At 66.1% G+C, this 21,744-nt stretch carries 19 protein-coding genes; 17 read left to right on the forward strand and 2 right to left on the reverse strand.

Translation table 11 applies throughout. The features are described from left to right. The first annotated feature begins 28 nt into the window (after window positions 1-28). From eccCa to ABQF30_RS02780, 4 genes are all read left to right on the forward strand, one after another. Entirely contained in the window at window positions 29-3,763 is a 3,735-nt protein-coding gene (gene eccCa / locus ABQF30_RS02765) for a type VII secretion protein EccCa (RefSeq protein WP_448460875.1), read from the forward strand. Further along, window positions 3,760-4,917 (forward strand): type VII secretion-associated protein, encoded by a 1,158-nt coding sequence (locus ABQF30_RS02770; protein WP_448460877.1) that lies wholly within the window; start codon window positions 3,760-3,762, stop codon window positions 4,915-4,917. Before eccCa ends, ABQF30_RS02770 begins: the two co-directional genes overlap by 4 nt. 74 nt (window positions 4,918-4,991) lie before the next feature. Continuing rightward, window positions 4,992-5,312, forward strand: a complete 321-nt coding sequence (locus tag ABQF30_RS02775; protein WP_448460878.1) for a WXG100 family type VII secretion target — start codon at window positions 4,992-4,994, stop codon at window positions 5,310-5,312. 18 nt (window positions 5,313-5,330) lie between these two features. After that, on the forward strand, window positions 5,331-5,627 hold the full coding sequence (locus ABQF30_RS02780) for a WXG100 family type VII secretion target (RefSeq protein WP_448460880.1): 297 nt from the start codon (window positions 5,331-5,333) through the stop codon (window positions 5,625-5,627). Between the two features lie 101 nt (window positions 5,628-5,728). Here ABQF30_RS02780 and ABQF30_RS02785 read toward each other — a convergent pair whose 3' ends face one another. After that, complete coding sequence (locus tag ABQF30_RS02785; protein ID WP_448460882.1) at window positions 5,729-7,045, reverse strand: DEAD/DEAH box helicase; 1,317 nt, start codon at window positions 7,043-7,045, stop codon at window positions 5,729-5,731. Window positions 7,046-7,316: 271 nt separating this feature from the next. Here ABQF30_RS02785 and ABQF30_RS02790 point away from each other — a divergent pair, with 271 nt between their 5' ends. From ABQF30_RS02790 to ABQF30_RS02800, 3 genes are all read left to right on the forward strand, one after another. Next, a complete protein-coding gene (locus tag ABQF30_RS02790) occupies window positions 7,317-8,627 on the forward strand; it encodes a helix-turn-helix domain-containing protein (RefSeq protein WP_448460884.1) in 1,311 nt (436 codons plus the stop codon). Window positions 8,628-8,722: 95 nt separating this feature from the next. Further along, window positions 8,723-10,246: an aldehyde dehydrogenase gene (adh, locus tag ABQF30_RS02795; protein WP_448460886.1), complete on the forward strand. Its 1,524-nt coding sequence runs from the start codon at window positions 8,723-8,725 to the stop codon at window positions 10,244-10,246. 94 nt (window positions 10,247-10,340) lie between these two features. Continuing rightward, the gene (locus tag ABQF30_RS02800) at window positions 10,341-10,739 is read left to right on the forward strand and encodes a GlcG/HbpS family heme-binding protein (protein WP_448460888.1); all 399 of its coding nucleotides are present in this window, start codon (window positions 10,341-10,343) and stop codon (window positions 10,737-10,739) included. Between the two features lie 5 nt (window positions 10,740-10,744). On the opposite strand, the gene ABQF30_RS02805 is transcribed toward ABQF30_RS02800, so the two are convergent. Beyond that, the gene (locus ABQF30_RS02805; protein WP_448460890.1) at window positions 10,745-11,443 is read right to left on the reverse strand and encodes a (2Fe-2S)-binding protein; all 699 of its coding nucleotides are present in this window, start codon (window positions 11,441-11,443) and stop codon (window positions 10,745-10,747) included. A 144-nt stretch (window positions 11,444-11,587) separates the two neighbouring features. Here ABQF30_RS02805 and ABQF30_RS02810 point away from each other — a divergent pair, with 144 nt between their 5' ends. The 10 genes from ABQF30_RS02810 (at window position 11,588) to rpsI (ending at window position 21,474) form a co-directional block, all read left to right on the forward strand. Further along, entirely contained in the window at window positions 11,588-12,016 is a 429-nt protein-coding gene (locus ABQF30_RS02810; protein ID WP_448460892.1) for a diol dehydratase small subunit, read from the forward strand. 9 nt (window positions 12,017-12,025) lie between these two features. Further along, the gene (locus ABQF30_RS02815) at window positions 12,026-13,738 is read left to right on the forward strand and encodes a propanediol/glycerol family dehydratase large subunit (protein WP_448460893.1); all 1,713 of its coding nucleotides are present in this window, start codon (window positions 12,026-12,028) and stop codon (window positions 13,736-13,738) included. A gap of 1 nt (window position 13,739) precedes the next feature. Continuing rightward, window positions 13,740-14,321, forward strand: a complete 582-nt coding sequence (locus ABQF30_RS02820) for a propanediol/glycerol family dehydratase medium subunit (protein WP_448460895.1) — start codon at window positions 13,740-13,742, stop codon at window positions 14,319-14,321. Further along, window positions 14,321-16,180, forward strand: a complete 1,860-nt coding sequence (locus tag ABQF30_RS02825; protein WP_448460896.1) for a diol dehydratase reactivase subunit alpha — start codon at window positions 14,321-14,323, stop codon at window positions 16,178-16,180. Before ABQF30_RS02820 ends, ABQF30_RS02825 begins: the two co-directional genes overlap by 1 nt. Then, window positions 16,146-16,538, forward strand: coding sequence for a glycerol dehydratase reactivase beta/small subunit family protein (locus tag ABQF30_RS02830; RefSeq protein WP_448460898.1), 393 nt, complete (start codon window positions 16,146-16,148; stop codon window positions 16,536-16,538). The genes ABQF30_RS02825 and ABQF30_RS02830 overlap by 35 nt, the downstream gene beginning before the upstream one ends. A gap of 159 nt (window positions 16,539-16,697) precedes the next feature. After that, a complete protein-coding gene (gene eat / locus ABQF30_RS02835; protein ID WP_448460900.1) occupies window positions 16,698-18,110 on the forward strand; it encodes an ethanolamine permease in 1,413 nt (470 codons plus the stop codon). Continuing rightward, on the forward strand, window positions 18,107-19,522 hold the full coding sequence (locus ABQF30_RS02840) for an ethanolamine ammonia-lyase subunit EutB (RefSeq protein ID WP_448460902.1): 1,416 nt from the start codon (window positions 18,107-18,109) through the stop codon (window positions 19,520-19,522). The genes eat and ABQF30_RS02840 overlap by 4 nt, the downstream gene beginning before the upstream one ends. Next, window positions 19,519-20,292: an ethanolamine ammonia-lyase subunit EutC gene (gene eutC / locus ABQF30_RS02845; protein ID WP_448460903.1), complete on the forward strand. Its 774-nt coding sequence runs from the start codon at window positions 19,519-19,521 to the stop codon at window positions 20,290-20,292. The genes ABQF30_RS02840 and eutC overlap by 4 nt, the downstream gene beginning before the upstream one ends. A gap of 229 nt (window positions 20,293-20,521) precedes the next feature. Continuing rightward, complete coding sequence (gene rplM / locus ABQF30_RS02850) at window positions 20,522-20,965, forward strand: 50S ribosomal protein L13 (protein WP_448460904.1); 444 nt, start codon at window positions 20,522-20,524, stop codon at window positions 20,963-20,965. Beyond that, entirely contained in the window at window positions 20,962-21,474 is a 513-nt protein-coding gene (gene rpsI, locus ABQF30_RS02855) for a 30S ribosomal protein S9 (RefSeq protein ID WP_448460906.1), read from the forward strand. Before rplM ends, rpsI begins: the two co-directional genes overlap by 4 nt. The last annotated feature ends 270 nt before the right edge of the window (window positions 21,475-21,744 follow it).

Here is a 21,744-nt window from a genome sequence, read left to right on the forward strand (position 1 = left end):
TCGGCACCGGCGTGCGTCCAAACAGTTGATGGAGCTTTCTGACCGACGACAGCTGGCCACCTGCCCGGGCCCACCCGCAGAGGTGCTGATCGACGCGCCACCACCGGTACCGCGGGTCACGCCGGTGAACCCGCTGGCGCGGTTGCTTCCGGTAGTACTGGTGGTCGCGATGGTGGGAATGATGGCCGTCTACTTCGGGTCCGGAGCGGCCGCGTCGCGGGGCCCGGGGTTCATGTTCTTCCCGGTGATGATGGTGATGTCGGTGCTCGGCACGCTGGTGTACAGCCTGCGGGGCAACGGCCGAGGAGCTGAGCTGACCCGCGACCGGTGCGAATACCTGCGATATCTGGACGGACTCGATACGGTGGCGGCCGCTACCGCGCGGGCGCAGTGGGAAGCGCTGCATTCGGCCCATCCCGGTCCCGACACGTTGTGGACGCTCGCCGGCACTCGGCGCAGGTGGGAGCGCGGACCTGACCATCCCATGTTCTGTGAAGTCCGGATCGGAGTAGGTGAGCGGCCCTTGGCCACCCGTCTGGTGACGCCTGAGCCCCGCGTGGGAGAAGACACTGACCCCGTCACCGCGACCGCGTTGCAGCAGCTGATCCGTACCCGCTCCACCGTCACCGGTGTGCCGATCACCGTGAACCTTTGTGAGTCGGGATATTTGGCCATCGGGGGCGGGCGCGAGAACGCCCGCGCACTGCTGCGCGCTGTCATCTGCGAATTGGCCACGCTGCACAGCCCGCACCATCTGAGGATCGCCGCGGTCGTCGGGTCCTCTGCCGCCGAAGTGTGGGATTGGCTGAAATGGCTGCCGCACCACCGCTGCGAGGGGGCCGGCGCGCTGAGGTACCACACATTGGCGCAAGCCTGCACTGACAAGTTGCCGATGCACACTGTCATCATCATCGATGGTGTTGCAGCCGGACCGATATCGTGCCCCGCCAGGGTCACAGTGCTCACAGTCGGCGCCGAAACCGAGGCCGATGTACAGGTGGAGGTCGGCCAAGAAACGGTCCGCTTCGGAGATGCTGTCGCACGGCCCGACGGGCTGACAATCGAACAGGCATTGACGTGTGCCCGCCGGCTGGCCCGCTACCGTACGGCAGAACTGCCCGCCGAGCGGTCCGGCTGGCTGCAGCTCATCGGCGCTGGCGATCTTGACCGCATCGACCCGCCCGCCTGCTGGCAGATACCCGATGAGCAGCGTCTCCTGCGGGTGCCGATCGGTACCTCCGACGACGCCGGCCCGGTCTATCTGGATCTGAAGGAGGCTGCGCGGAACGGCATCGGCCCGCACGGACTGTGCGTCGGCGCCACCGGTTCGGGTAAGTCGGAGTTCCTGCGGACGCTGGTGCTCGGCCTCGTCACCACGCATCCACCCGAGATGCTCAACCTCGTACTCGTCGACTTCAAGGGCGGCGCAACCTTTCTCGGTCTGGAATCAGCGCCTCACATCAGCGCGCTGATCACCAACCTCGCCGACGAGGCGCCGCTGGTGGCCCGCATGGCCGATGCGCTGGCCGGCGAGATGACCCGCAGGCAGGAGCTACTCCGGGCGGCAGGCAACCTGGCCAACATCTCCGAATATCAACGCAGGTGCCGGGACCTGCCCGCGCTGCCTGCCCTACTGATCGTGGTCGACGAATTCTCCGAACTGCTGCACCAGCATCCAGACTTCGCGGAACTGTTCGTCGCCATCGGCCGACTCGGCAGGTCGCTGGGGATGCATCTGTTGCTGGCCAGTCAACGCCTCGACGAGGGGAGGCTGCGCGGCCTGGAGTCCCATCTGTCATATCGAATCTGCCTGAAGACGTTCTCGCCCAACGAGTCGCGTGCGGTGCTCGGAATCGCCGACGCCTACCAGTTGCCCAACACGCCGGGGGCGGCCTATCTGAAGGCGCCTTCCGGCGACGTGACCCGGTTCCAGACTGCGTTCGTCTCCGACGGCTACACCGTCGCGACACCAGATGTGCCGGAGGCCGGGCCAACCGATGTTCGCCCGTTCACCGCGCGCTGGGCGGCTACGGGTCAGATTGCGGCACAGACGTCTTCGACGACCGTGCTGGAGGCGGTGCTCGCCAGATTGGCCGGGCACGGCACGCCGGCACATCAGGTGTGGCTGCCGCCGCTGCCGCGTGCGGTACCGCTCAGCGATGTGCTCATGCCTGCGGCCGAGCCGCTCACCGTGGCGATCGGCCTGGTCGACCGACCCTTCGAGCAGCGCCGTGACCGGCTCGTCGTGACGCTTGCCGGCGCTGCGGGCAACGTCGCAATCGTCGGCGGACCGCAATCGGGGAAGTCGTCGGCGGCAAGGACATTGGCACTTGCCCTGGCCGCCACCCACTCTCCGCGCGATGTGCAGCTCTACGGCCTGGATCTCGGCGGTGGAGCACTGGCCGCACTGCGACCCTTGCCGCACGTCGGTGCGGTCGCGGGGCGTCGCGACGTCGATCTGGCGCGGCGCACGGTCGCCGAGCTGGAAACGTTGGTGCGGGAACGGGAAAAGCGTTTCCGCAGCCTCGGCATCGATTCGATGGCCGAGTACCGGACGCGGCGAACCGGCGCTGGCGCCGATGCCGACCCGTTCGGCGACGTGTTCCTGATCGTCGACGGCTGGTCCACGCTGCGAGCCGAGTTCGAGAGTCTCGAAGCTCCGATCACCGCACTTGCCCTGCAAGGACTCTCGTTCGGTGTGCATGTCGTGGCGACCGCGTCGAGGTGGGCGGAGTTCCGACCGGCGCTCAAAGACCAACTCGGTAGCCGCATCGAGCTGCGGCTCGGCGACCCGGCTGAATCAGAGATGGACCGGAAGCGGGCCCGCCAGCTTGGCCAGTGCCCGCCGGGCAGGGGCATGACCCGCGAGGGTCGCGAACTGCTGATTGCCCTGCCCAGGCTGGACGGCTCGGCCACCGACGTCGGCATCGGTGCCGCGTTGTCCCGTACCGCAGGCACATTACGGGCGCAGCATGCCGATGCCGCAGCCCCCGAGATCCGCTTATTGCCTGCGACTGTGCCGCACCACACCCTGGCGACGGTCGCTAGTCGGAACCCGGCCACCCAGGTGATTCTGGGATTGGGTGAGCGCGAACTGGCGCCGGCACTCATCGATTTCGCCGAGCAGCCCGATCTCGTCATTCTCGGTGACACCGGCTGCGGCAAATCGACGGCGCTGCGCACCCTATGCCGTGAGCTGGTGCGGACCAACGACCCGGCGGCGGTGCAATTGTTTGTCGTCGACTTTCGCCGGTCCCTGCTCGGCGTGGTCGAATCGGGCCATCTGGCCGGCTATGCGATATCCACTGGGGCGCTGCAGACTGCGTTGCCATTGCAGCTCGACACGTTGCACCGACGAATGCCTGGCCCAGAAGTCACCCAACGTCAGTTGCGCGACAGGTCCTGGTGGTCCGGTCCGGAGCTCTACGTCATGGTGGACGACTACGACCTGGTGGCCGGAGCCGGTGCGAACGCACTGGCGCCGGTGCTCGAATTCCTCCCGCACGCACGCGATATCGGCCTGCATCTGGTGGTGGCCCGGCGATCCGGAGGTGCGGCACGTGCGATGTTCGACCCGGTGCTGGCCCGGCTGAAGGAACTCGGCTGTATGGGGCTGATGATGAGTGCGAGCCCCGACGAGGGCGTACTGCTGGGATCGACACGGCCCGGACCGTTGCCGCCCGGGCGGGGCACCCTGATCACCCGTGCGGCCCCCGACGAACTCGTCCAGGTGGCATTTGGACCGGAGTGCGACCTCCAGTGAGCACCGCGGTGGTGGAAGTGGGCCCGGTGACCGTGCGCGGACCCGGAACCGTGCCCACCGAGTCCGCGATGACTGCGGTGGCCTGCATTGACGACGCGCTCGCCCTGATCGATGACGCGCCGGTCTCGGTCGACGAATTGTGGGCTGACGTTATCGGTGCGGCCGTCGGACTAGAAGTGGACAGGCTGACTCTGGTGTTCCCGACGTGGTGGACGGTCGATCAGGTCGCTCGGGTCCGCAATGCTGTCGCCGTCGACTGCGCTGTGACGCAACGTGTTCAGGCGTTCCGCACGAGCCTCGGCGGTCGCCGGTGGTCGGTGGTGGAGATTGCGATGGACCTGGTGGTGGTGGCGCGCGGTCAGGGGGACCCGGTGGTGCTGGCGCGCTGTGGCGATGCCGACGCGCTGGTGCGGGCCGTGGTCACTGCGGTGCAGTGTCCAGGCCAGGCGGTCATCGACGCGCCCGTCGAAGTCGCAGGTGCCGTGGCGCTTGGCCGCGCGATTGCCGACCGGCTTCGTGACCGCGGTGTGCAGGTGTCGATGGCCGATTCCGCGATGCTGCGGCGGGAATTCACGCAGTCGTGCGATGACACCGGCGACAGGGGTGCTATTTCGCTCCTCGCGGGAACAGATCGTGGCAGGCGGGGCGGAACCGTGACATGCGCGGCGCTGATCGTGTCGGCGCTCTGCGCCGGCACCGCGGTCGTGGCGGGTGACCGGCCAGATGCGGGGCAACCGATGGCCGTACTGGTGGAGGGCCGCGTCGGGCTGCAGATCCCCCTCGGCTGGACCGTGCAGCGCGTCACGGATGGACCGGGATCAGCTCGGGTACAGGTGGTTTCGGCGTCAGACCCCGACGTGATGATCCATCTCACCCAATCCGGGGTCGCCGATGGCCCACTGGCTGACACGTTGCGCCAGGCGTTCGACGAGCAGCCTGCCGGCGCGTTCGTCGACTTCAACCCGGTGGATCGCATCGCCGACCGTCCAGTGCTGAGTTACCGCGAGGTCCGCGATGAGCGCCAGGTCCGGTGGGCGGTGCTGGTCGACGGGCCGGTGCGCATCGCGATCGGTTGCCAGAGTGCGGTGGGACGCGATGAGTTGGTCCGCCGGGCTTGTGAAACGGCGATTCGGTCCGCGCATGCGGTTCGCTGAAATCAGATGGAACCGAATGGGGCTGTGCTGCGTCGAAATGTTATATCCCGCAATACAAGACCGGAAGGGTACCGATGGCTGAATCAACGGGACCACTTAGCGCCGATTTCGACGTCATGACCAATGTGGCCGGGCGGATCGACGTGCTCAATGACGATATCCGCGCCATACTGCAGTCATTCATCGGCCGGATGAGCAGTGTGCCACCTTCGGTGTGGGGAGGCGTTGCGGCGACCCGCTTCCGCGATGTGGTCGACCGGTGGAACAGCGAGTCACTCAAACTCCACACCGCGTTGCAGCGGATCGCGGAGACCATCCGCTACAACGAACGGACCCTGCGAGAAGCCGCCGACGGTCATTCGCAACGGCTCGGCACAGTCGGCGACAACCTCTAACCCCGATCGGAGAAACTCGTGAACCAAGTGCTCTCATACGATTTCGGCGAGATCGAATACACAATCCGTCAGGAGATTCACACCACCTCGAGCCGGCTCAACGCGGCATGCGAAGACCTGCGCGCACAGATCGCGCCGTTACAGCAGGTCTGGACGAGGGAGGCCGCCGAGGCGTACCAGGTAGAGCAGGCCCGGTGGAATCAGGCCGCGGCGGCCCTCAACGAGATCCTGTTCAACCTGGGTAACGCGGTTCGGGATGGGTCCGATGATGTCGCCGCTACCGATCGCAGCGCGGCCAATGCATGGGGGTCCTGAGTATCGCCCCCACCAAAGACTGTGCGGTCCCGCCGGACTGGAGAGACCAGCGGGACCGCACACTTTGGCCGCCCGCATGAAGCAGGGCGGGTCTGAAATCCTTAGTGCGACGCGGAGTCGTTCGACCGCCGCGGCCGGCGTGCGCCGCCGCCACGGTGTGCACCGGAACCTGACCGGTTCGCAGGACGCGGCCGGCGCGACTGGCCCGGACCCGATGAGCGGTCAGACCGGTGCGGCGGCTGTGACTCGGGACGTGCCGGAGCCTTCGGCTCACCGAAAACCCGGTCGCCCGGGGCGATTTCCTGCAGTACCGGATGATCGATGCCGTTGACCCGGGTGACCGTCGCTTTCACCCCGGCCTTGCGGGTGAGGGTCCGCACGTCCGACACCTGAGCGTCGTGCATCAGCGTCACCACGGTGCCCTCGGCGCCGGCGCGGGCCGTCCGCCCGGACCGGTGCAGATATGCCTTGTGCTCGACGGGCGGGTCGGCGTGGACCACCAGGCTGACGTCGTCGACGTGGATGCCGCGGGCCGCGATGTCGGTGGCGACGAGCACGGTAGCGGATCCGTCGGAGAACGCCGTCAGGTTACGGGTACGAGCATTCTGGGACAGGTTCCCGTGCAGCTCGACAGCCGAGATGCCACGTGAATTGAGTTGGCGGGTCAGGTTTTTCGCGCCATGCTTGGTCCTGGAGAAAACGATGGTGCGGCCCGGCGCCGCGGCCAGGTCGGCGACCACGTTGATGCGGGCGGCGTTGTCCACGTGCAGCACGTGATGGACCATCTCCGAAACGGGCGACTGCGCGGAATCGACGCTGTGCACCACCGGATTGTGCAGGTAACGCTTGACCAGCACATCGACGCCGGCGTCGAGCGTGGCGGAGAACAGGAGTCGCTGGCCGTTTTTCGGAGTGCGGTCCAGCAGGCGCTTGACGCCCGGCAGGAAGCCGAGGTCGGCCATGTGGTCGGCTTCGTCCAGCACCGTGATCTCAACCGCGGACAGATCGGCATGACCGGATTTCATATGGTCTTCGAGCCGGCCGGGGCAGGCGATGACGATATCCACGCCGCGCTTGAGGGCGGCGATCTGCGGTCCGGGGCCGACGCCGCCGAAGATATTGATCGAACTCAGTCCGGTCGCGGCGGCGAGCGGAAGCAGCGACGCCTCGATCTGGCTCACCAGTTCGCGGGTAGGGGCAAGAATCAGGGCGCGCGGACGGCTGGGGGACCGGCGGGTGTCGCTGGTCGACAGGCGGGCTACCAGCGGCAGCAGGAACGCGTAGGTCTTGCCGGACCCGGTGCGGCCGCGGCCGAGCACATCGCGACCGGTCAGCGAGTCGGGCAGGGTGGCGGCCTGGATCGGGAACGGCGTATCCACGCCGTTGGCGGCCAGGGCCGCGACGATTTTGGCGGGCATGCCAAGGTCAGCAAAAGTTATTTGCGCAGACAAAAGAAGAACTCCGAAGAATGGTAGGCGGTCGTCCTGCCCGGCGCGGGTGATTCCCGCGGCGCTCGGTTGACGATCGAGAAGGCGACAAAGGCAGAACAGACATGCCGCCGTGACACGACTATACCGGTAGCTGGTCTATTCACCGCCTCGGAGCGGCTGTCCGTTACCGGCGTCACACTCAGGTCAACTATCCTGGCGGGCACGCGAAGGGCCAGCTGATGGCCCTGCGTCCAGGAGCGTGATCGTCGTGGCCACATCGAAGAATGCGGGCGGACGGGTATTGGCCCGGGTCCCGCCTGCGAAGGTGCGTGCCGTGCATGACCTCTTCGTCGAGGGCCAGGTGGATGCCGCCTACCTCGACTCCACCCCGCTACGTCGGGTCGTGGTGGAAAGCTGGCAGCGCAGCCTGGCCACCGGGGTGGATCCCGATCGCGGTGGGCAGACCGCGGCCGCCGTGGCAGCCCTTGCCGAGCTGCGCGAATCGCACCCACTCGCGCCGACGTTGCCGTTGATCCGCCGATTGCTCGTCGACGACGCAGTCGATACGGGCGTGGTGGTCGCGATCAGCGCGGCAGACGGCACCCTGCTGTGGGTGGAAGGCGATCGTGGCGCGTGCCGGAAGGCCGAGGCGATGAACTTCGTGCCCGGCACAGATTGGAGCGAACGCACCGCCGGAACGAACGCGCCCGGAACCGCCCTGGCGCTGGACCGTGAACTGCAGATTCTCGGCTCCGAGCACTTCTCGCGCGTCGTGCATTCCTGGAGCTGCACGGCGGTGCCCGTCCACGATCCGGCCACCGGGATGCTGGTGGGCGCGATCGATCTCACCGGCGGCGCCGCAGTCGCCTCCCCACAGACACTCGCGCTGGTGCGGGCCACCGCTGTCGCAGTCGAGAATCAGCTTGCCCTGCTGCAATTGACACGCCCGGCCACCGCCGACCCGGCCACCGTCCGATTGTCCGTGCTGGGGGGCGACCGCCCACGTTGGCGAGTGCGCGACGACGACGGACAACCTCGATTCAGCGCGCTGACGGGACGGCACGCCGACATCCTGGTGCTCCTCATCCGGCACCCCGAAGGGCTCAGCGCCGATCACCTCGCGATGCTGCTCGACGACAAGGATCTCGACGTCGTGACCATTCGCGCCGAGATGTCGCGGTTGCGCCGGGTCATCGGCTCCAACTACATCGCGTCGCGCCCCTACCGGCTGCTTGCGCCCGTCGCCAGCGACATGGGCGATGTCTTCGACGCGCTGCAGGCCGGCGACGTGGCCGCGGCACTGTCGGCCTACACCGGCGCGCTGCTACCGCAGTCGGTCTCGCCGGCCATCGCGCGCCTGCGCACTGAACTGACCGCCAGCCTAAGGGCCGCCGTGTTGTCACAGTCGGCCCGCGGAAACCTGGCACTCCTGCGGCAGTGGCTCCAATTGCCGGACGGCCGCGACGACCGCGACGGCTGGCGGATGCTGCACGACCATCCCAGGGCCGATCCGGTGGCCCGAGCGCAGGCCCGGGGTCACCTCGCGGGCCTCGACTCCGAACTGGGCTAGCCCCGTTGCACGTGCGTGCAACCGTGCTGCAACCTCCCATTGCCTACCTTGAGTGACGACCGACACATTTCGGTGTCCGAACGCAGGAGAATGCCATGACTGTTTACGCACGTCCGGGCGCAGAGGGCGCCCTGATGTCGTTTGAATCCCGCTACGGCAACTACATCGGTGGTGAGTGGGTGGCGCCGGCCGAGGGCCGGTATTTCGAGAATCCGACGCCGGTGACGGGTCAGGTGTTCTGCGAGATCGCCCGGTCAACCGAGGCTGATGTCGAGAAGGCGTTGGATGCGGCTCATGCGGCTGCCCCGGCGTGGGGTAAGACCGCGCCCGCCGAGCGTGCGGTGATTCTGAACAAGATCGCCGATCGGATCGAGCAGAATCTGGAGTCGATCGCGCTGGCCGAGTCGTGGGACAACGGTAAGCCGATCCGCGAGACGCTCAACGCCGATATTCCGTTGGCGGTGGATCATTTCCGGTACTTCGCCGGGGTTTTGCGGGCTCAGGAAGGTTCGCTCTCCCAGATCGATGAGGACACGGTTGCCTATCACTTCCATGAGCCGTTGGGTGTGGTCGGGCAGATCATTCCGTGGAACTTTCCGATCCTGATGGCGGTGTGGAAGTTGGCGCCGGCGTTGGCCGCGGGTAATGCGGTGGTGCTCAAGCCGGCTGAGCAGACTCCGGCGTCGGTGCTGTATCTGGCGTCGTTGATCGGTGATCTGTTGCCGGGGGGTGTGCTCAATATTGTCAACGGGTTTGGGGTGGAGGCCGGTAAGCCGTTGGCGTCGAGCAATCGGATCGCCAAGATTGCGTTCACCGGGGAGACCACCACGGGTCGGTTGATCATGCAGTACGCCAGCCAGAACCTGATCCCGGTCACCCTGGAGTTGGGCGGCAAGTCACCGAACATCTTTTTCTCCGATGTGATGGCTGCCGGTGACGACTTCCAGGACAAGGCGCTGGAGGGCTTCACGATGTTCGCCCTCAATCAGGGTGAGGTGTGCACCTGCCCGTCGCGCTCACTGGTCCAGGCCGACATCTATGACGAGTTCCTGGAGTTGGCGGCGATCCGGACCAAGGCGGTGCGTCAAGGCGATCCGCTGGATACCGAGACGATGATCGGGTCGCAGGCGTCCAACGATCAGTTGGAGAAGATCCTTTCGTACATCGAGATCGGGAAATCCGAAGGTGCCAAGCTGATTACCGGTGGTGAGCGGGCGGATCTCGGCGGTGACCTGTCGGGCGGGTTCTATGTGCAGCCGACGATTTTCACCGGCAACAACAAGATGCGGATCTTCCAGGAGGAGATCTTCGGTCCGGTGGTGGCTGTCACGTCGTTCACCGATTACGACGACGCGATCTCGATTGCCAACGACACGCTCTACGGCCTGGGTGCGGGTGTGTGGTCCCGTGACGGCAACACCGCCTACCGGGCCGGGCGCGATATCAAGGCGGGCCGGGTCTGGACCAACTGCTATCACGCCTACCCCGCGCACGCGGCGTTCGGCGGCTACAAGCAGTCCGGCATCGGCCGGGAGAACCACAAGATGATGCTCGACCACTACCAGCAGACCAAGAACCTGCTGGTGAGCTACAGCAACAAAGCCCAAGGCTTTTTCTGATCCAGAAGCCACCGTTGAACGTGGGCTTGTGTGCGAAAAACCCCACCAATCTCGTACACAAGCCCACGTTCGCGGTCCACCCGAAGGGACATCCATGACATCACTGCCGCTGGCGACAGCGCAGAAGGTCGTCGACGCCGCCATTGCCAAGGCGAATGAAATCGGTCAGCCGATGAACATCGCTGTCGTCGACGACGGTGGCCATCTGGTTACGTTCGTGCGGATGGACGGCGCCATCAAGGCCAGCATCGATATCGCCATCCGCAAGGCGCGGACCTCGATCATGATGAATCTGCCCACCAGCGCTCTGATGGCGGCTGTGCAGCCCGGCGGTGAGCTCTACGGTCTGGAGCAGACCTCCGGAGGGCTGGTGGTGTTCGGCGGTGGGCTGCTCCTGGAGTCCGACGGCGTGGTGGTCGGGGCGGTCGGGGTCAGCGCGGGCAGCGTCGAGCAGGACGTCTCGGTAGCCGAGGCCGGCGTGGCTGTCCTCTGAGGGCTTTAAACCAGCACGCAGTCACCGCAGTAACCGCCGCCTGGCACCTGGTAGAACAGGCAGCAGTTTCGTCGCCGGAATCGCCCGTCGGCGATCTCCGCCGCATCGCGCAGAACATCCGTCACCATGAGTGCCGCGATCAGCGCGCGGCCGCGATGCTCATCGGCGGGCCGGGATTGCGCCAGCACGGTCACCGCACCGTTGGCGGCCGATGCCACGTTGCCCCACAGCACTTGTGGGGACAACGCGACCGCCCGTCGCATGGTCTCGTTCAGCGGGCCGAGCACCTCGCCGACGACGGTGCCGGCGATGGTCGCTGCGGTCTGGGCTGATCCGGTCGCCGCGATCCACTGCAACCGCGTTACCGCGAGGAGTGGCCGGTGTGACGAATCTCGTTGCCACACCAGTGAGTCTGCGTCGAGCACCGGGATTTTCGACAGGGTGATCGCGGCGCCGATGACGGGGGAGAGCAGCCGGGACGCGATCGACAGGTGCACCGATGATGCGGCGGCCTTGAGGGGCACGTCGGCCTCATCAAGCCTGAGCGCAGAAGCCATCGCCGAGCGGGCGTGAAGCGCGTACTCGTGGACGATCGCAGTGTCGGTGAGCAGGGTATTGATCGGCAACCAGGGTCCGTCGTCCGCCGTCGGCAAGACGAAGAATTCGCCGAGCTCGGCGATCGAGCTCAGGTCCGCATCGTTCATCGCCGCACAGGCTAGCTCCGGGCAAGCACACCGGACGCCTCATTGAAACGATTCAGCCGCTGACCTGCGGCGCAACGTTCGTGCAACGTGATGTAGCGCACAATCAAGGGTGCGCGATTGCCGTGCCATACCAAGGAGCAGTGCATGACGGAACCGAACCTGGATCCCTCGGTGGATTATCCGCTGAGCCTCAATCGCAAGGACTTGCTGTTCACGCCCAACGGCAAACCGATCGACGACATCACCATGGATGCGGTGATGGCCGGTGACGTGGTTGCCTCGGATCTGCGGATCACGCCGCAGACGCTGCGTTTGCAGGCGCAGATTGCCGAGAAGGTCGGTCGTAAGCAGCTTGGCGCGAACCTGCGGCGGGCCGCTGAGATGACCGCGATAAGCGACGAGCGGGTGCTGCAGATCTACAACGCGCTGCGGCCGAATGCGTCGACCAAAGCCGAACTGGACGCAATCGCCGACGAACTCGACACGCAGTACGGCGCGGCCTTGCTGGCCGGGCTTGTCCGTGAAGCCGCCGACGTCTATGAGCGTCGCGACATCCGGGCCACCAGCGAATAGGAGACACCGGTGACGGCAGTATCGCCAAGAGCTACGGGTCAGCGGCGGCAGTCCGAACGGACGAAAGTCCTGGAGGACCGCCCGGTCAACCTCGATGGTTTCGTCGAGGAGTGGCCCGAGGTCGGCATGGTCGCGATGGACAGCGCGTTCGATCCTGAGCCGAGCGTGCGGGTGGTCGACGGTGTGATCGTCGAGATGGACGGCCGGGCGCGCGCTGATTTCGACTTCATCGACCAGTTCATCGCCGATCATGCGATCGACGTGGGCACCACCGAGCAGTCGATGGCGATCCCGGCCGCCGAGATCGCCGGCATGCTCGTGGATCCGCGCGTGACTCGCGACGAGGTGATCGCGGTGACGGGCGGGTTGACTCCGGCCAAGCTGCTGGAAGTCATGAAGACGATGAACATCGTCGAGATCATGATGGGCATGCAGAAGATGCGTGCCCGCCGCACTCCGGCGAACCAGGCGCACTGCACCAGTGCCCGCGACAACCCGCTGCAGGTCGCCTGCGAGGCCGCGGAGGCGTCGCTGCGTGGATTCTCCGAAGTGGAAACAACTTTGGGCGTGGTCCGCTATGCGCCGCTGGTCGCGATGGCCTTGCAGATCGGCAGCCAGGTGGGCACGGGTGGGCGGCTGACCCAGTGCGCGCTGGAGGAGGCCACCGAGCTCGAGCTGGGTATGCGCGGTATCACCGCCTACGCCGAGACCATCTCGGTGTACGGCACCGAGTCGGTGTTCGTCGACGGCGACGACACCCCGTGGTCGAAAGCGTTTCTGGCTGCGGCGTATGCGTCGCGGGGTATCAAGATGCGCTTCACCTCCGGAACCGGCTCCGAGGTCCAGATGGGCAACGCCGAGGGTCGGTCGATGCTCTACCTGGAGATCCGCTGCATCCTGGTGGCCAAGGGCGCGGGTGTGCAGGGTCTGCAGAACGGCTCGATCTCGTGTATCGGGGTGCCCGGGGCGGTGCCTGCAGGCATCCGCGCGGTCGCCGCCGAGAACCTCGTCGCCTCGGCGGTGGACCTGGAATGTGCATCGGGTAACGACCAGTCGTTCTCGCATTCGCCGATGCGCCGCACGGCCCGGCTGCTGCCGCAGATGATGCCCGGTACCGACTTCATCACCTCGGGGTACTCGGCAACACCCAACTACGACAACATGTTCGCCGGATCCAACGTGGACGCCGAGGATTTCGACGACTTCAACACCATCCAGCGCGACCTGCAGATCGACGGCGGGCTTCGGCACGTGAACGAAGCCGAGATTCTCGCCGTGCGGGCGCGGGCCGGCAAGGCGCTACAGGCCGTGTTCCGGTATCTGGATCTGCCGGCGATCTCCGACGCCGAGATCGACGCGGCCACCTATGCGCACGGCAGCCGTGAGCTGATCCCGCGCGATGTCCTGGAGGATCTCAAGGGCGCGCAACAGGTGATGGATCGCAACGTGACGGGCTTGGATCTGGTGAAAGCGCTGGAATCGACCGGCTTCTCCGACATCGCCGAAAATTTGTTGAGCGTGCTGCGGCAACGAGTTTCGGGCGATCTGCTGCACACGTCGGCCATCATGACCCGTGATCTCAAGCCGTTGTCGGCCGTCAATGACCGCAACGACTACGCGGGCCCCGGCACCGGTTACCGACCATCCGGCGCACGCTGGGAGGAAATGAAACGGCTGCGCCACGTCACGAGTGCCGAGAACCCGGAACAGGAGGTGGAGTGAAATGTCTGACAGAACAATCACTTTCACCGGTGAACAGCCTGCCGAGCCGGGGAAGCGCTCCGACGAGGTGGTACTGGCGATCTCGCCGGCATTCGCGGACTTCTTCAGCCAGACGATCATCGGTCTGTCGCATGCCGACGTGATTCGCGAGATCCTGGCCGGTATCGAGGAGCAGGAGGTCACGGCCCGCTGTGTCCGCGTCCGGCACAGCAGTGACCTGGCAGTGGTGGCGCACACGGCGGCCAAGCTGTCCGGGTCGGGCATCGGCATCGGCATCTTGTCCCGGGGTACGTCGATGATCCATCAGCGTGACCTGCCGAGGCTGTCCAGCCTGGAGCTGTTCCCGCAGAGCCCGTTGATGACGCTGGAGACCTACCGCAGCATCGGGTCGAACGCCGCGCAGTACGCGAAAGGCGAGTCGCCAGAACCGGTTCCGACGCTCAACGACCAGATGGCCCGGCCGCGCTGGCAGGCCAAGGCGGCGCTGCTGCACCTCAAGGAGACCGAGCAGATCCGCAAGCAGGCCCGGCCCGTCGAGGTGGTGCCGCAGTTCGCGGAGGTCTCCGGGGCCTTGGGCACCTGATGACCCGGACCGTTGTCGGTGTCGACATCGGTAACTCGACGACGGAGGCCAGTGCCGCAACGATCCGATCCGACGGATCGGTGCGGTTTCTCGGCTCTGCCCTGACATCCACAACCGGCATCAAGGGCACGCCGCGCAATGTCGACGGCGTGGCGGCGGTAGTGGCGCGGGCACTCGACGTGGCCGGTCTTGAACTGGCCGACCTCGATGTGGTCCTGCTCAACGAGGCCACCCCGGTGATCAGTGGGCTGGCGATGGAAACCATCACCGAAACCATCATCACCGAGTCGACCATGATCGGGCATGATCCGCGCACGCCCGGTGGTCGCGGGCTCGGTGTCGGTATCACTGTCGCGTTCGACGCCCTGCCGGAAACCCATTCTGGTTCAGAGACAATCGTCGTCGTCCCGAAAGGCGTCGACTTCGAGGTCACTGCCCGTGCCATCAATGCCGCCACCCAACGCGGCGTCCCCGTGACGGCGGCGATCCTGGGTAACGACGACGCTGTCCTGGTGGTCAACCGGCTCGACACGGTGATCCCGGTGATCGACGAGGTGTCGCGGATCGAGGCGGTGCCGCTGGGCATGCTCGCGGCGGTGGAGGTCGCAGGCCCCGGCCAGTCGGTCCGCACACTGTCGAATGCCTATGGCCTGGCGACGATATTCGATCTCGATGCGGCCGCCACACGAGTGGTGTCACCGGTGGCGCGGGCGCTGACCGGAAACCGCTCGGCGGTCGTGGTCCGGACACCCGCGGGTGACGTCGCCGATCGCGCCATCCCGGCGGGAGCCCTTGAGCTGACCGGTGAGCGCAGACGAGCGACGGTCGACGTGTCCCGCGGCGCTGTCGAGATCATGGCCGCCGTCGAGCGGGTCAGCCCGCTGGTCGATGTTGCCGGTGAAGCGGGCACCAACACCGGCGGCATGATCGCCAACGTGCGGCAGAGCATGGCCGACCTGTCCAAACATGCACTCTCCGACGTACACATCCAGGATCTGCTTGCGGTGGACACCTTTGTGCCGCAGGAGGTTCGGGGCGGTGTCGCCGGTGAGGTGGCGCTGGAGAACGCCGTGGCCCTGGCGGCGATGGTGCGCACTAAAGAGAGCGGTATGCGCGCCGTCGCCGATGAGGTGCGACACCGGCTACAGGCCGCCGGTGCGAACGCGGTCGAGGTCGTCGTCGGCGGGGTCGAAGCCGAGATGGCAGTGCTCGGCGCGCTCACCACGCCGGGTACCGACAGGCCGCTCGTGGTGCTCGATCTCGGTGGCGGGTCCACCGATGCGGCACTGATCGAGGTCGACGGCGACATCGACGCAGTGCATCTGGCCGGCGCGGGCGATCTGGTCACCAAGCTCATCGACGCTGAACTGGGGCTGGGGAATCTCGAATTGGCCGAGGACATCAAGCGCTGCCCGCTCGGCAAGGCGGAGAGCTTCTTTCACGTCAGGCTGGAGGACGGGACCGCACAATTCTTCGACAAGCCGTTGCCCGCAACGGCATTCGCCAGGGTGGTGACCCTGGCCGAGCACGGCATGCACCCGATACCCACCCGGCATTCGATCGACCGGATCAGGGTGGTTCGACGCGCCGCCAAGGAACGGGTCTTCGTGGTCAATGCCTTGCGGGCGTTACGCGCCGTCGCGCCCGGCGGTGACCTGCGCCAGATCGGATTCGTGGTGCTGCTCGGTGGCTGCGCACTCGACTTCGAGATCCCCGAACTGATCGCCGACGCCGTCGCTCCATACGGCATCGTTTGCGGCACAGGAAACGTCCGGGGAACCGAGGGCCCGCGCAATGCAGTGGCTTCCGGCCTGGTGGCATCGCATGCACAGTTGGTTGGGGCGGGCATTGGTACGTGAGGGTGGCCAGCCCGCGCGGCCGGTGATCGTGGTGCTGAGTGTGGCTGGTGGTGAAGTCGAACGCGAGGTGCTGGCAGGCATCGAGGAGGAGGGCGTTCCGTACTCGGTGCAGCCGGGAGATCCCGACGGCGCCGCAGCCCATCTGGCGCGTCAGGCGGCGCTGCGGTCACCACTGCGGGTGGGAGTGGGTATCGACGCTCGCGGCGATGTCTGCGTACACCACGATCAGCTGGCAGATCCGCTGCCGGAGTTGGATTCTCGTACCGCAGATGCCCACACCGCGCGGACCCTCGGCCACAACGCGGCCCGGATCGTCATCGGCCTTCCACTGAAGCCGGACACCCGCTTCAACCAATAACCGCCATTGGGGTGGACACAGCAGGCGTCGGGGGCGATACTCATCTATCAAAGGTCGAGTTTCAGACCTTTAGGCTCGCTTTGGGGATTGAGGGCCGCACGTATCGGCTCGACACAGCAGTTATCGGACGCAAAAGCTTTGCGAAACAAGGGAGTTGACATGGCGGGTGTGGAAGAACACCTGGAGAGCGCAGATTATCTGCAGAAGCGACAGCTCAAATCGGGCACAGCGGGCTGGATCCTGCTGGCCGGTCTGGGTGTCAGCTATGTGATATCTGGCGACTACTCCGGGTGGAACTTCGGACTGGCAGAGGGTGGTTTCGGCGGCCTCGCCATCGCCGCGGTCATCATCGCCGGCATGTACCTGGCGCTGGTGCTGGGGATGGCCGAACTGTCCTCGGCGCTACCGGCGGCAGGCGGCGGGTACACGTTCGCCCGTCGCGCGCTCGGCCCGTGGGGCGGGTTCGCCACCGGCACCGCAATCCTCATCGAGTACGCGATCGCGCCGGCGGCCATCGCGACGTTCATCGGGGCCTACGTCGAGTCGCTGGGGTTGTTCGGCATCACCAGCGGTTGGTGGGTCTACCTCGCCGCATACGCACTTTTCATCGGTATTCACCTGGCCGGCGTCGGTGAGGCCCTCAAGGTCATGTTCGTCATCACCGCAATCGCGATGATCGGCCTTCTGGTGTTCGCCGTCGCGGCGATCGGCCACTTCGATGTCGCGAACCTGACCAACATGGCGGTGAACGAGGGCGCTGCTGGAGCGTCTTCAGTCCTACCCAACGGCTATCTCGGCATCTGGGCGGCGTTCCCGTTCGCCATCTGGTTCTTCCTGGCGATCGAGGGCGTCCCGCTGGCTGCGGAGGAGACCGCCAACCCCGAGCGCAACGTGCCGCGCGGCATCATCGCCGGCATGGCCGTCCTTTTGGTCACGTGTGTGACGGTGCTGGTCCTGACCACCGGTGCCGGCGGCGCGGCGGAGATGTCGGATTCCGGCAATCCCCTGGTCGAGGCGCTCGGCGACGGCACCGCCGCCACGGTGGTGAACTACATCGGCCTGGCCGGTCTGATCGCGAGCTTCTTCTCGATCATCTACGCGTACTCACGGCAGCTGTTCGCGCTGTCTCGTGCGGGGTACCTGCCGAAGGTGCTGTCGGTGACCAACTCCCGCAAAGCACCGACGCTGGCGCTGATCATCCCGGGCATCGTCGGATTCGTGTTGTCGCTGACCGGTCAGGGCGCACTGCTGCTGAACATGGCGGTATTCGGAGCCGCGGTGAGTTACGTGCTGATGATGGTCAGCCACATCGTGCTGCGGCGTCGGGAACCCGACATGCCGCGGCCGTACCGCACGCCCGGCGGCGCACTCACGACCGGGTTCGCGCTCGTCGTCGCGGTACTCGCGGTCATCGCCACCTTCCTCGTCGACCGTGTCGCAGCGGGTTGGTGCCTGGCCGTGTTCGCCGCGTTCATGCTCTACTTCGCGGTCTACAGCCGCCATCGCCTGGTGGCCAACTCGCCCGACGAAGAGTTCGCCATGCTCGCAGAGGCGGAGAGTGAACTGAAGTGAAGTACCGGCAGCAGGTTTCGGGGGTGACCTACACCTTCGACGGACTCGTCGAGGTCATGGCCAAGGCCACCCCGCTGCGCTCGGGCGATCAACTCGCCGGGTGCGCGGCCGAGCACGACGGCGAGCGCGCAGCGGCCGCCTGGGTGCTCGCGGACCTGCCGCTGGATACCTTCCTCAACGAGGAAGTGGTGCCCTACGACAGTGACGAGGTCACCCGGCTGATCTTCGACAGCCATGACCGCCAAGCCTTTTCGCCGTTGTCACATCTGACGGTCGGCGGTTTGCGGGATTGGCTGTTGGAGACGGCAGCGCACGACCACAGTGCCGAGCAGTTCGCTGCCGTCGCACCCGGACTGACCCCGGAGATGGTGGCGGCGGTCAGCAAGATCATGCGGAATCAGGATCTGATCGCGGTCTCGGCGGCCGCACAGGTGACCGCGGCGCTGCGCACCACCGTCGGCACTCCCGGCACGTTGGCAACCCGGCTGCAGCCCAACCATCCGACCGACGATCCCCGCGGGGTCGCCGCCGCGGTTCTCGACGGGTTGCTGCTGGGATGCGGCGACGCCGTCATCGGGATCAACCCGGCGACCGATTCGCCGCAGGCCACCGCCGACCTGCTGCACCTGCTCGACTCAATCCGTGCCCGCTACGACATCCCGGCACAGTCCTGCGTGCTGTCGCACATCACGACCACGATCGGGCTGATCGAGGCTGGCGCACCGGTCGATCTGGTGTTCCAGTCGATCGCGGGCACCGAGGGCGCCAACTCCGCGTTCGGGGTGACCATCGACTTGCTGCGGGAGGGCAACGCCGCGGCACGGTCGCTGAATCGCGGCACGGTGGGCAACAACGTGATGTATCTGGAAACAGGGCAGGGTTCGGCGTTGAGCTCGGGCGCCCACCTCGGGGTCGGCGGCAAGCCCGTCGATCAGCAGACCTTGGAGACCAGGGCCTACGCGGTGGCGCGTGATCTGCAGCCACTGCTGGTCAACACTGTCGTCGGCTTCATCGGTCCCGAGTACCTCTACGACGGCAAGCAGATCATCCGGGCGGGCTTGGAAGATCACTTCTGCGGCAAGATGCTCGGCCTGCCGATGGGTGTGGATGTCTGCTACACCAACCACGCCGAGGCCGACCAGAACGACATGGACACGCTGCTGACGCTGTTGGCCGCGGCCGGGGTGGCGTTCGTCATCACCGTGCCGGGCGCCGACGACGTGATGCTCGGCTATCAGAGCCTGTCCTTCCACGACGTGCTCGTGACACGTCGCACCATGGGGCTGCGTCCCGCGCCCGAGTTCGAAGCCTGGCTGCGCACGGTCGGGATGGTCGACGAATCCGGCAAGCTGACCCCGTTCGACCTGGAGCGCTCGGCGCTGCGGTCGCTGGCCTCGGTGCAGGCGCGATGAGCACGAACAGTGTTGCGGTTCAGGAGTTCTGGGACGAACTGCGCAAGACCACCCAGGCCAGGATCGGGCTCGGCCGGGCCGGCAATGCGCTGCCGACCAGGCGGGTCCTGGAGTTGGCTGCCGCCCACGCCGCCGCCCGGGACGCGGTGCATGTTCCGCTCGACACCGATCACCTTGTCGCAGCTGTCCGCGAAGTCGGCATCGGCGAGCCCACGGTGGTGACCAGCCGTGCCACCTCACGCGACGAATACCTACGCCGGCCAGACCTTGGCCGGACGCCGACGGCGGGCATGAACGTGCCCGAGTCCAGAGCCGACATCGGCTTCGTGCTGGCCGACGGGCTGTCGCCGACGGCGCTGAGCCATCACGGTGCCGGGCTGCTCACCGAACTGGTTGCCCGACTCAAGGACCGCCACACCCTCGCGCCGCCGGTGATCGCCACTCAGGCCAGGGTGGCGCTGGGCGACCACATAGCAGCTCAGCAGCGCTGTCGAACTGTGCTGGTGATCATCGGCGAACGTCCCGGCCTGAGCGTGGCCGACAGCCTCGGGATCTATCTGACCCATCTCCCGCGTCCCGGCCGTACCGATGCGGACCGCAACTGCATCTCCAACATCCACCCTCCTGACGGCCTCGGGTATTCCGAGGCTGCGCGGGTGGCGGCGGCTCTGGTCGACGGCGCGGTGGCGCTGGGCCGCTCCGGCGTCGACCTCAAAGACACGTCGCGCAGCACCGAACTCGGGCCACTCAGCGGCCGTGAACTCGCGTGATCCTGCCCGACTGTGAAGAAGATTGCGAGATTTCTGTAGGAACTCGCAATCTTGTTCACAATCGGCCCGAAACCGCGTTTTGACCTGCGGGGACAGGGGCCGGTAAGCTGCCCCGTTGGTGTGTGCTGCCCTCATGGGCAAGCGGGTCCCGGGTCAACGTCGGTCGCCGGGAATCTTCTGTGCACATGCCTGACCGGCACCCAACCCGAGAAGAGAAGGTAAGCACACGATGCCTACTTACACGCCGAAGGCGGGTGACACCACGCGTTCGTGGTACGTCATCGACGCCCAAGACGTGGTGCTCGGCCGGCTCGCCGTCGAAGCAGCAAAGCTGTTGCGCGGCAAGCACAAGCCGACATTCACGCCCAATGTCGATGGTGGCGATTTCGTCATCGTCATCAACGCCGAGAAGATCGCCGTCAGCGGCGACAAGCTTACCAACAAGTTCGCTTACCGCCACTCGGGTTACCCCGGTGGTCTGCGTAGGCGCAGCATCGGCGAGCTGCTGCAGAAGCACCCGACCCGCGTCGTCGAGAACGCGATCATCGGCATGCTGCCGCACACCAAGCTCAGCCGGCAGGTCCAGAAGAAGCTGAAGGTCTACGCGGGTCCGGATCATCCGCACGCCGCGCAGCAGCCGATTCCGTTCGAGATCAAGCAGGTGGCGCAATGACTCAATCAACCGAGACTGAAGCGACTGAGACTGAAGTGACTGAGACCGAGGCGCCGGAGGCGACCGAGGTTGTGACCGAAGCCGTCAGCGAGGCCGCCGAGTCGCGCGAGCCGGTCATCATCGACCGTCCCATCCAGACCGTCGGCCGCCGCAAGGAGGCCGTGGTGCGGGTGCGTCTGGTGCCCGGCACCGGGCAGTTCAACCTGGACGGCCGCAGCCTGGAGAACTACTTCCCCAACAAGGTGCACCAGCAGCTGATCAAGGCTCCGCTGGTGACCGTCGATCGGGTGGAGCATTTCGACATCTTCGCCCACCTCGATGGTGGTGGCCCGTCCGGTCAGGCAGGCGCGCTGCGTCTGGCGATCGCGCGTGCACTGATCATCGTGCAGCCCGAGGATCGTCCGGCACTGAAGAAGGCCGGGTTCCTGACCCGTGACCCGCGTGCCATCGAGCGCAAGAAGTACGGCCTCAAGAAGGCCCGCAAGGCGCCTCAGTACAGCAAGCGCTGATCTGTTGCCTTACGCCGCCGGACGTGGAATCCCACGTCCGGCGGTTTTCTTATTGGGTACACATACTCCTGATTGTCAGTAAACGTTCGCGGCGCCGCGGGGTCGGTGCTTTACGGGCATTACCGCGCCGATCGGCCTGCGCAGCTAATTTGACGGCGACGGCAGAGCAGTCTTAATCGCGGTCAATTATTAATTTTTGGTTTGACTTCGGGCGAAAACGTGAAAACCCTGGGTTCGAGGCGGGGGCGTACTCCGGTGCGCCGAGGCAGG

The sequence above is a fragment of the Mycolicibacterium sp. XJ870 genome, assembly GCF_053483975.1.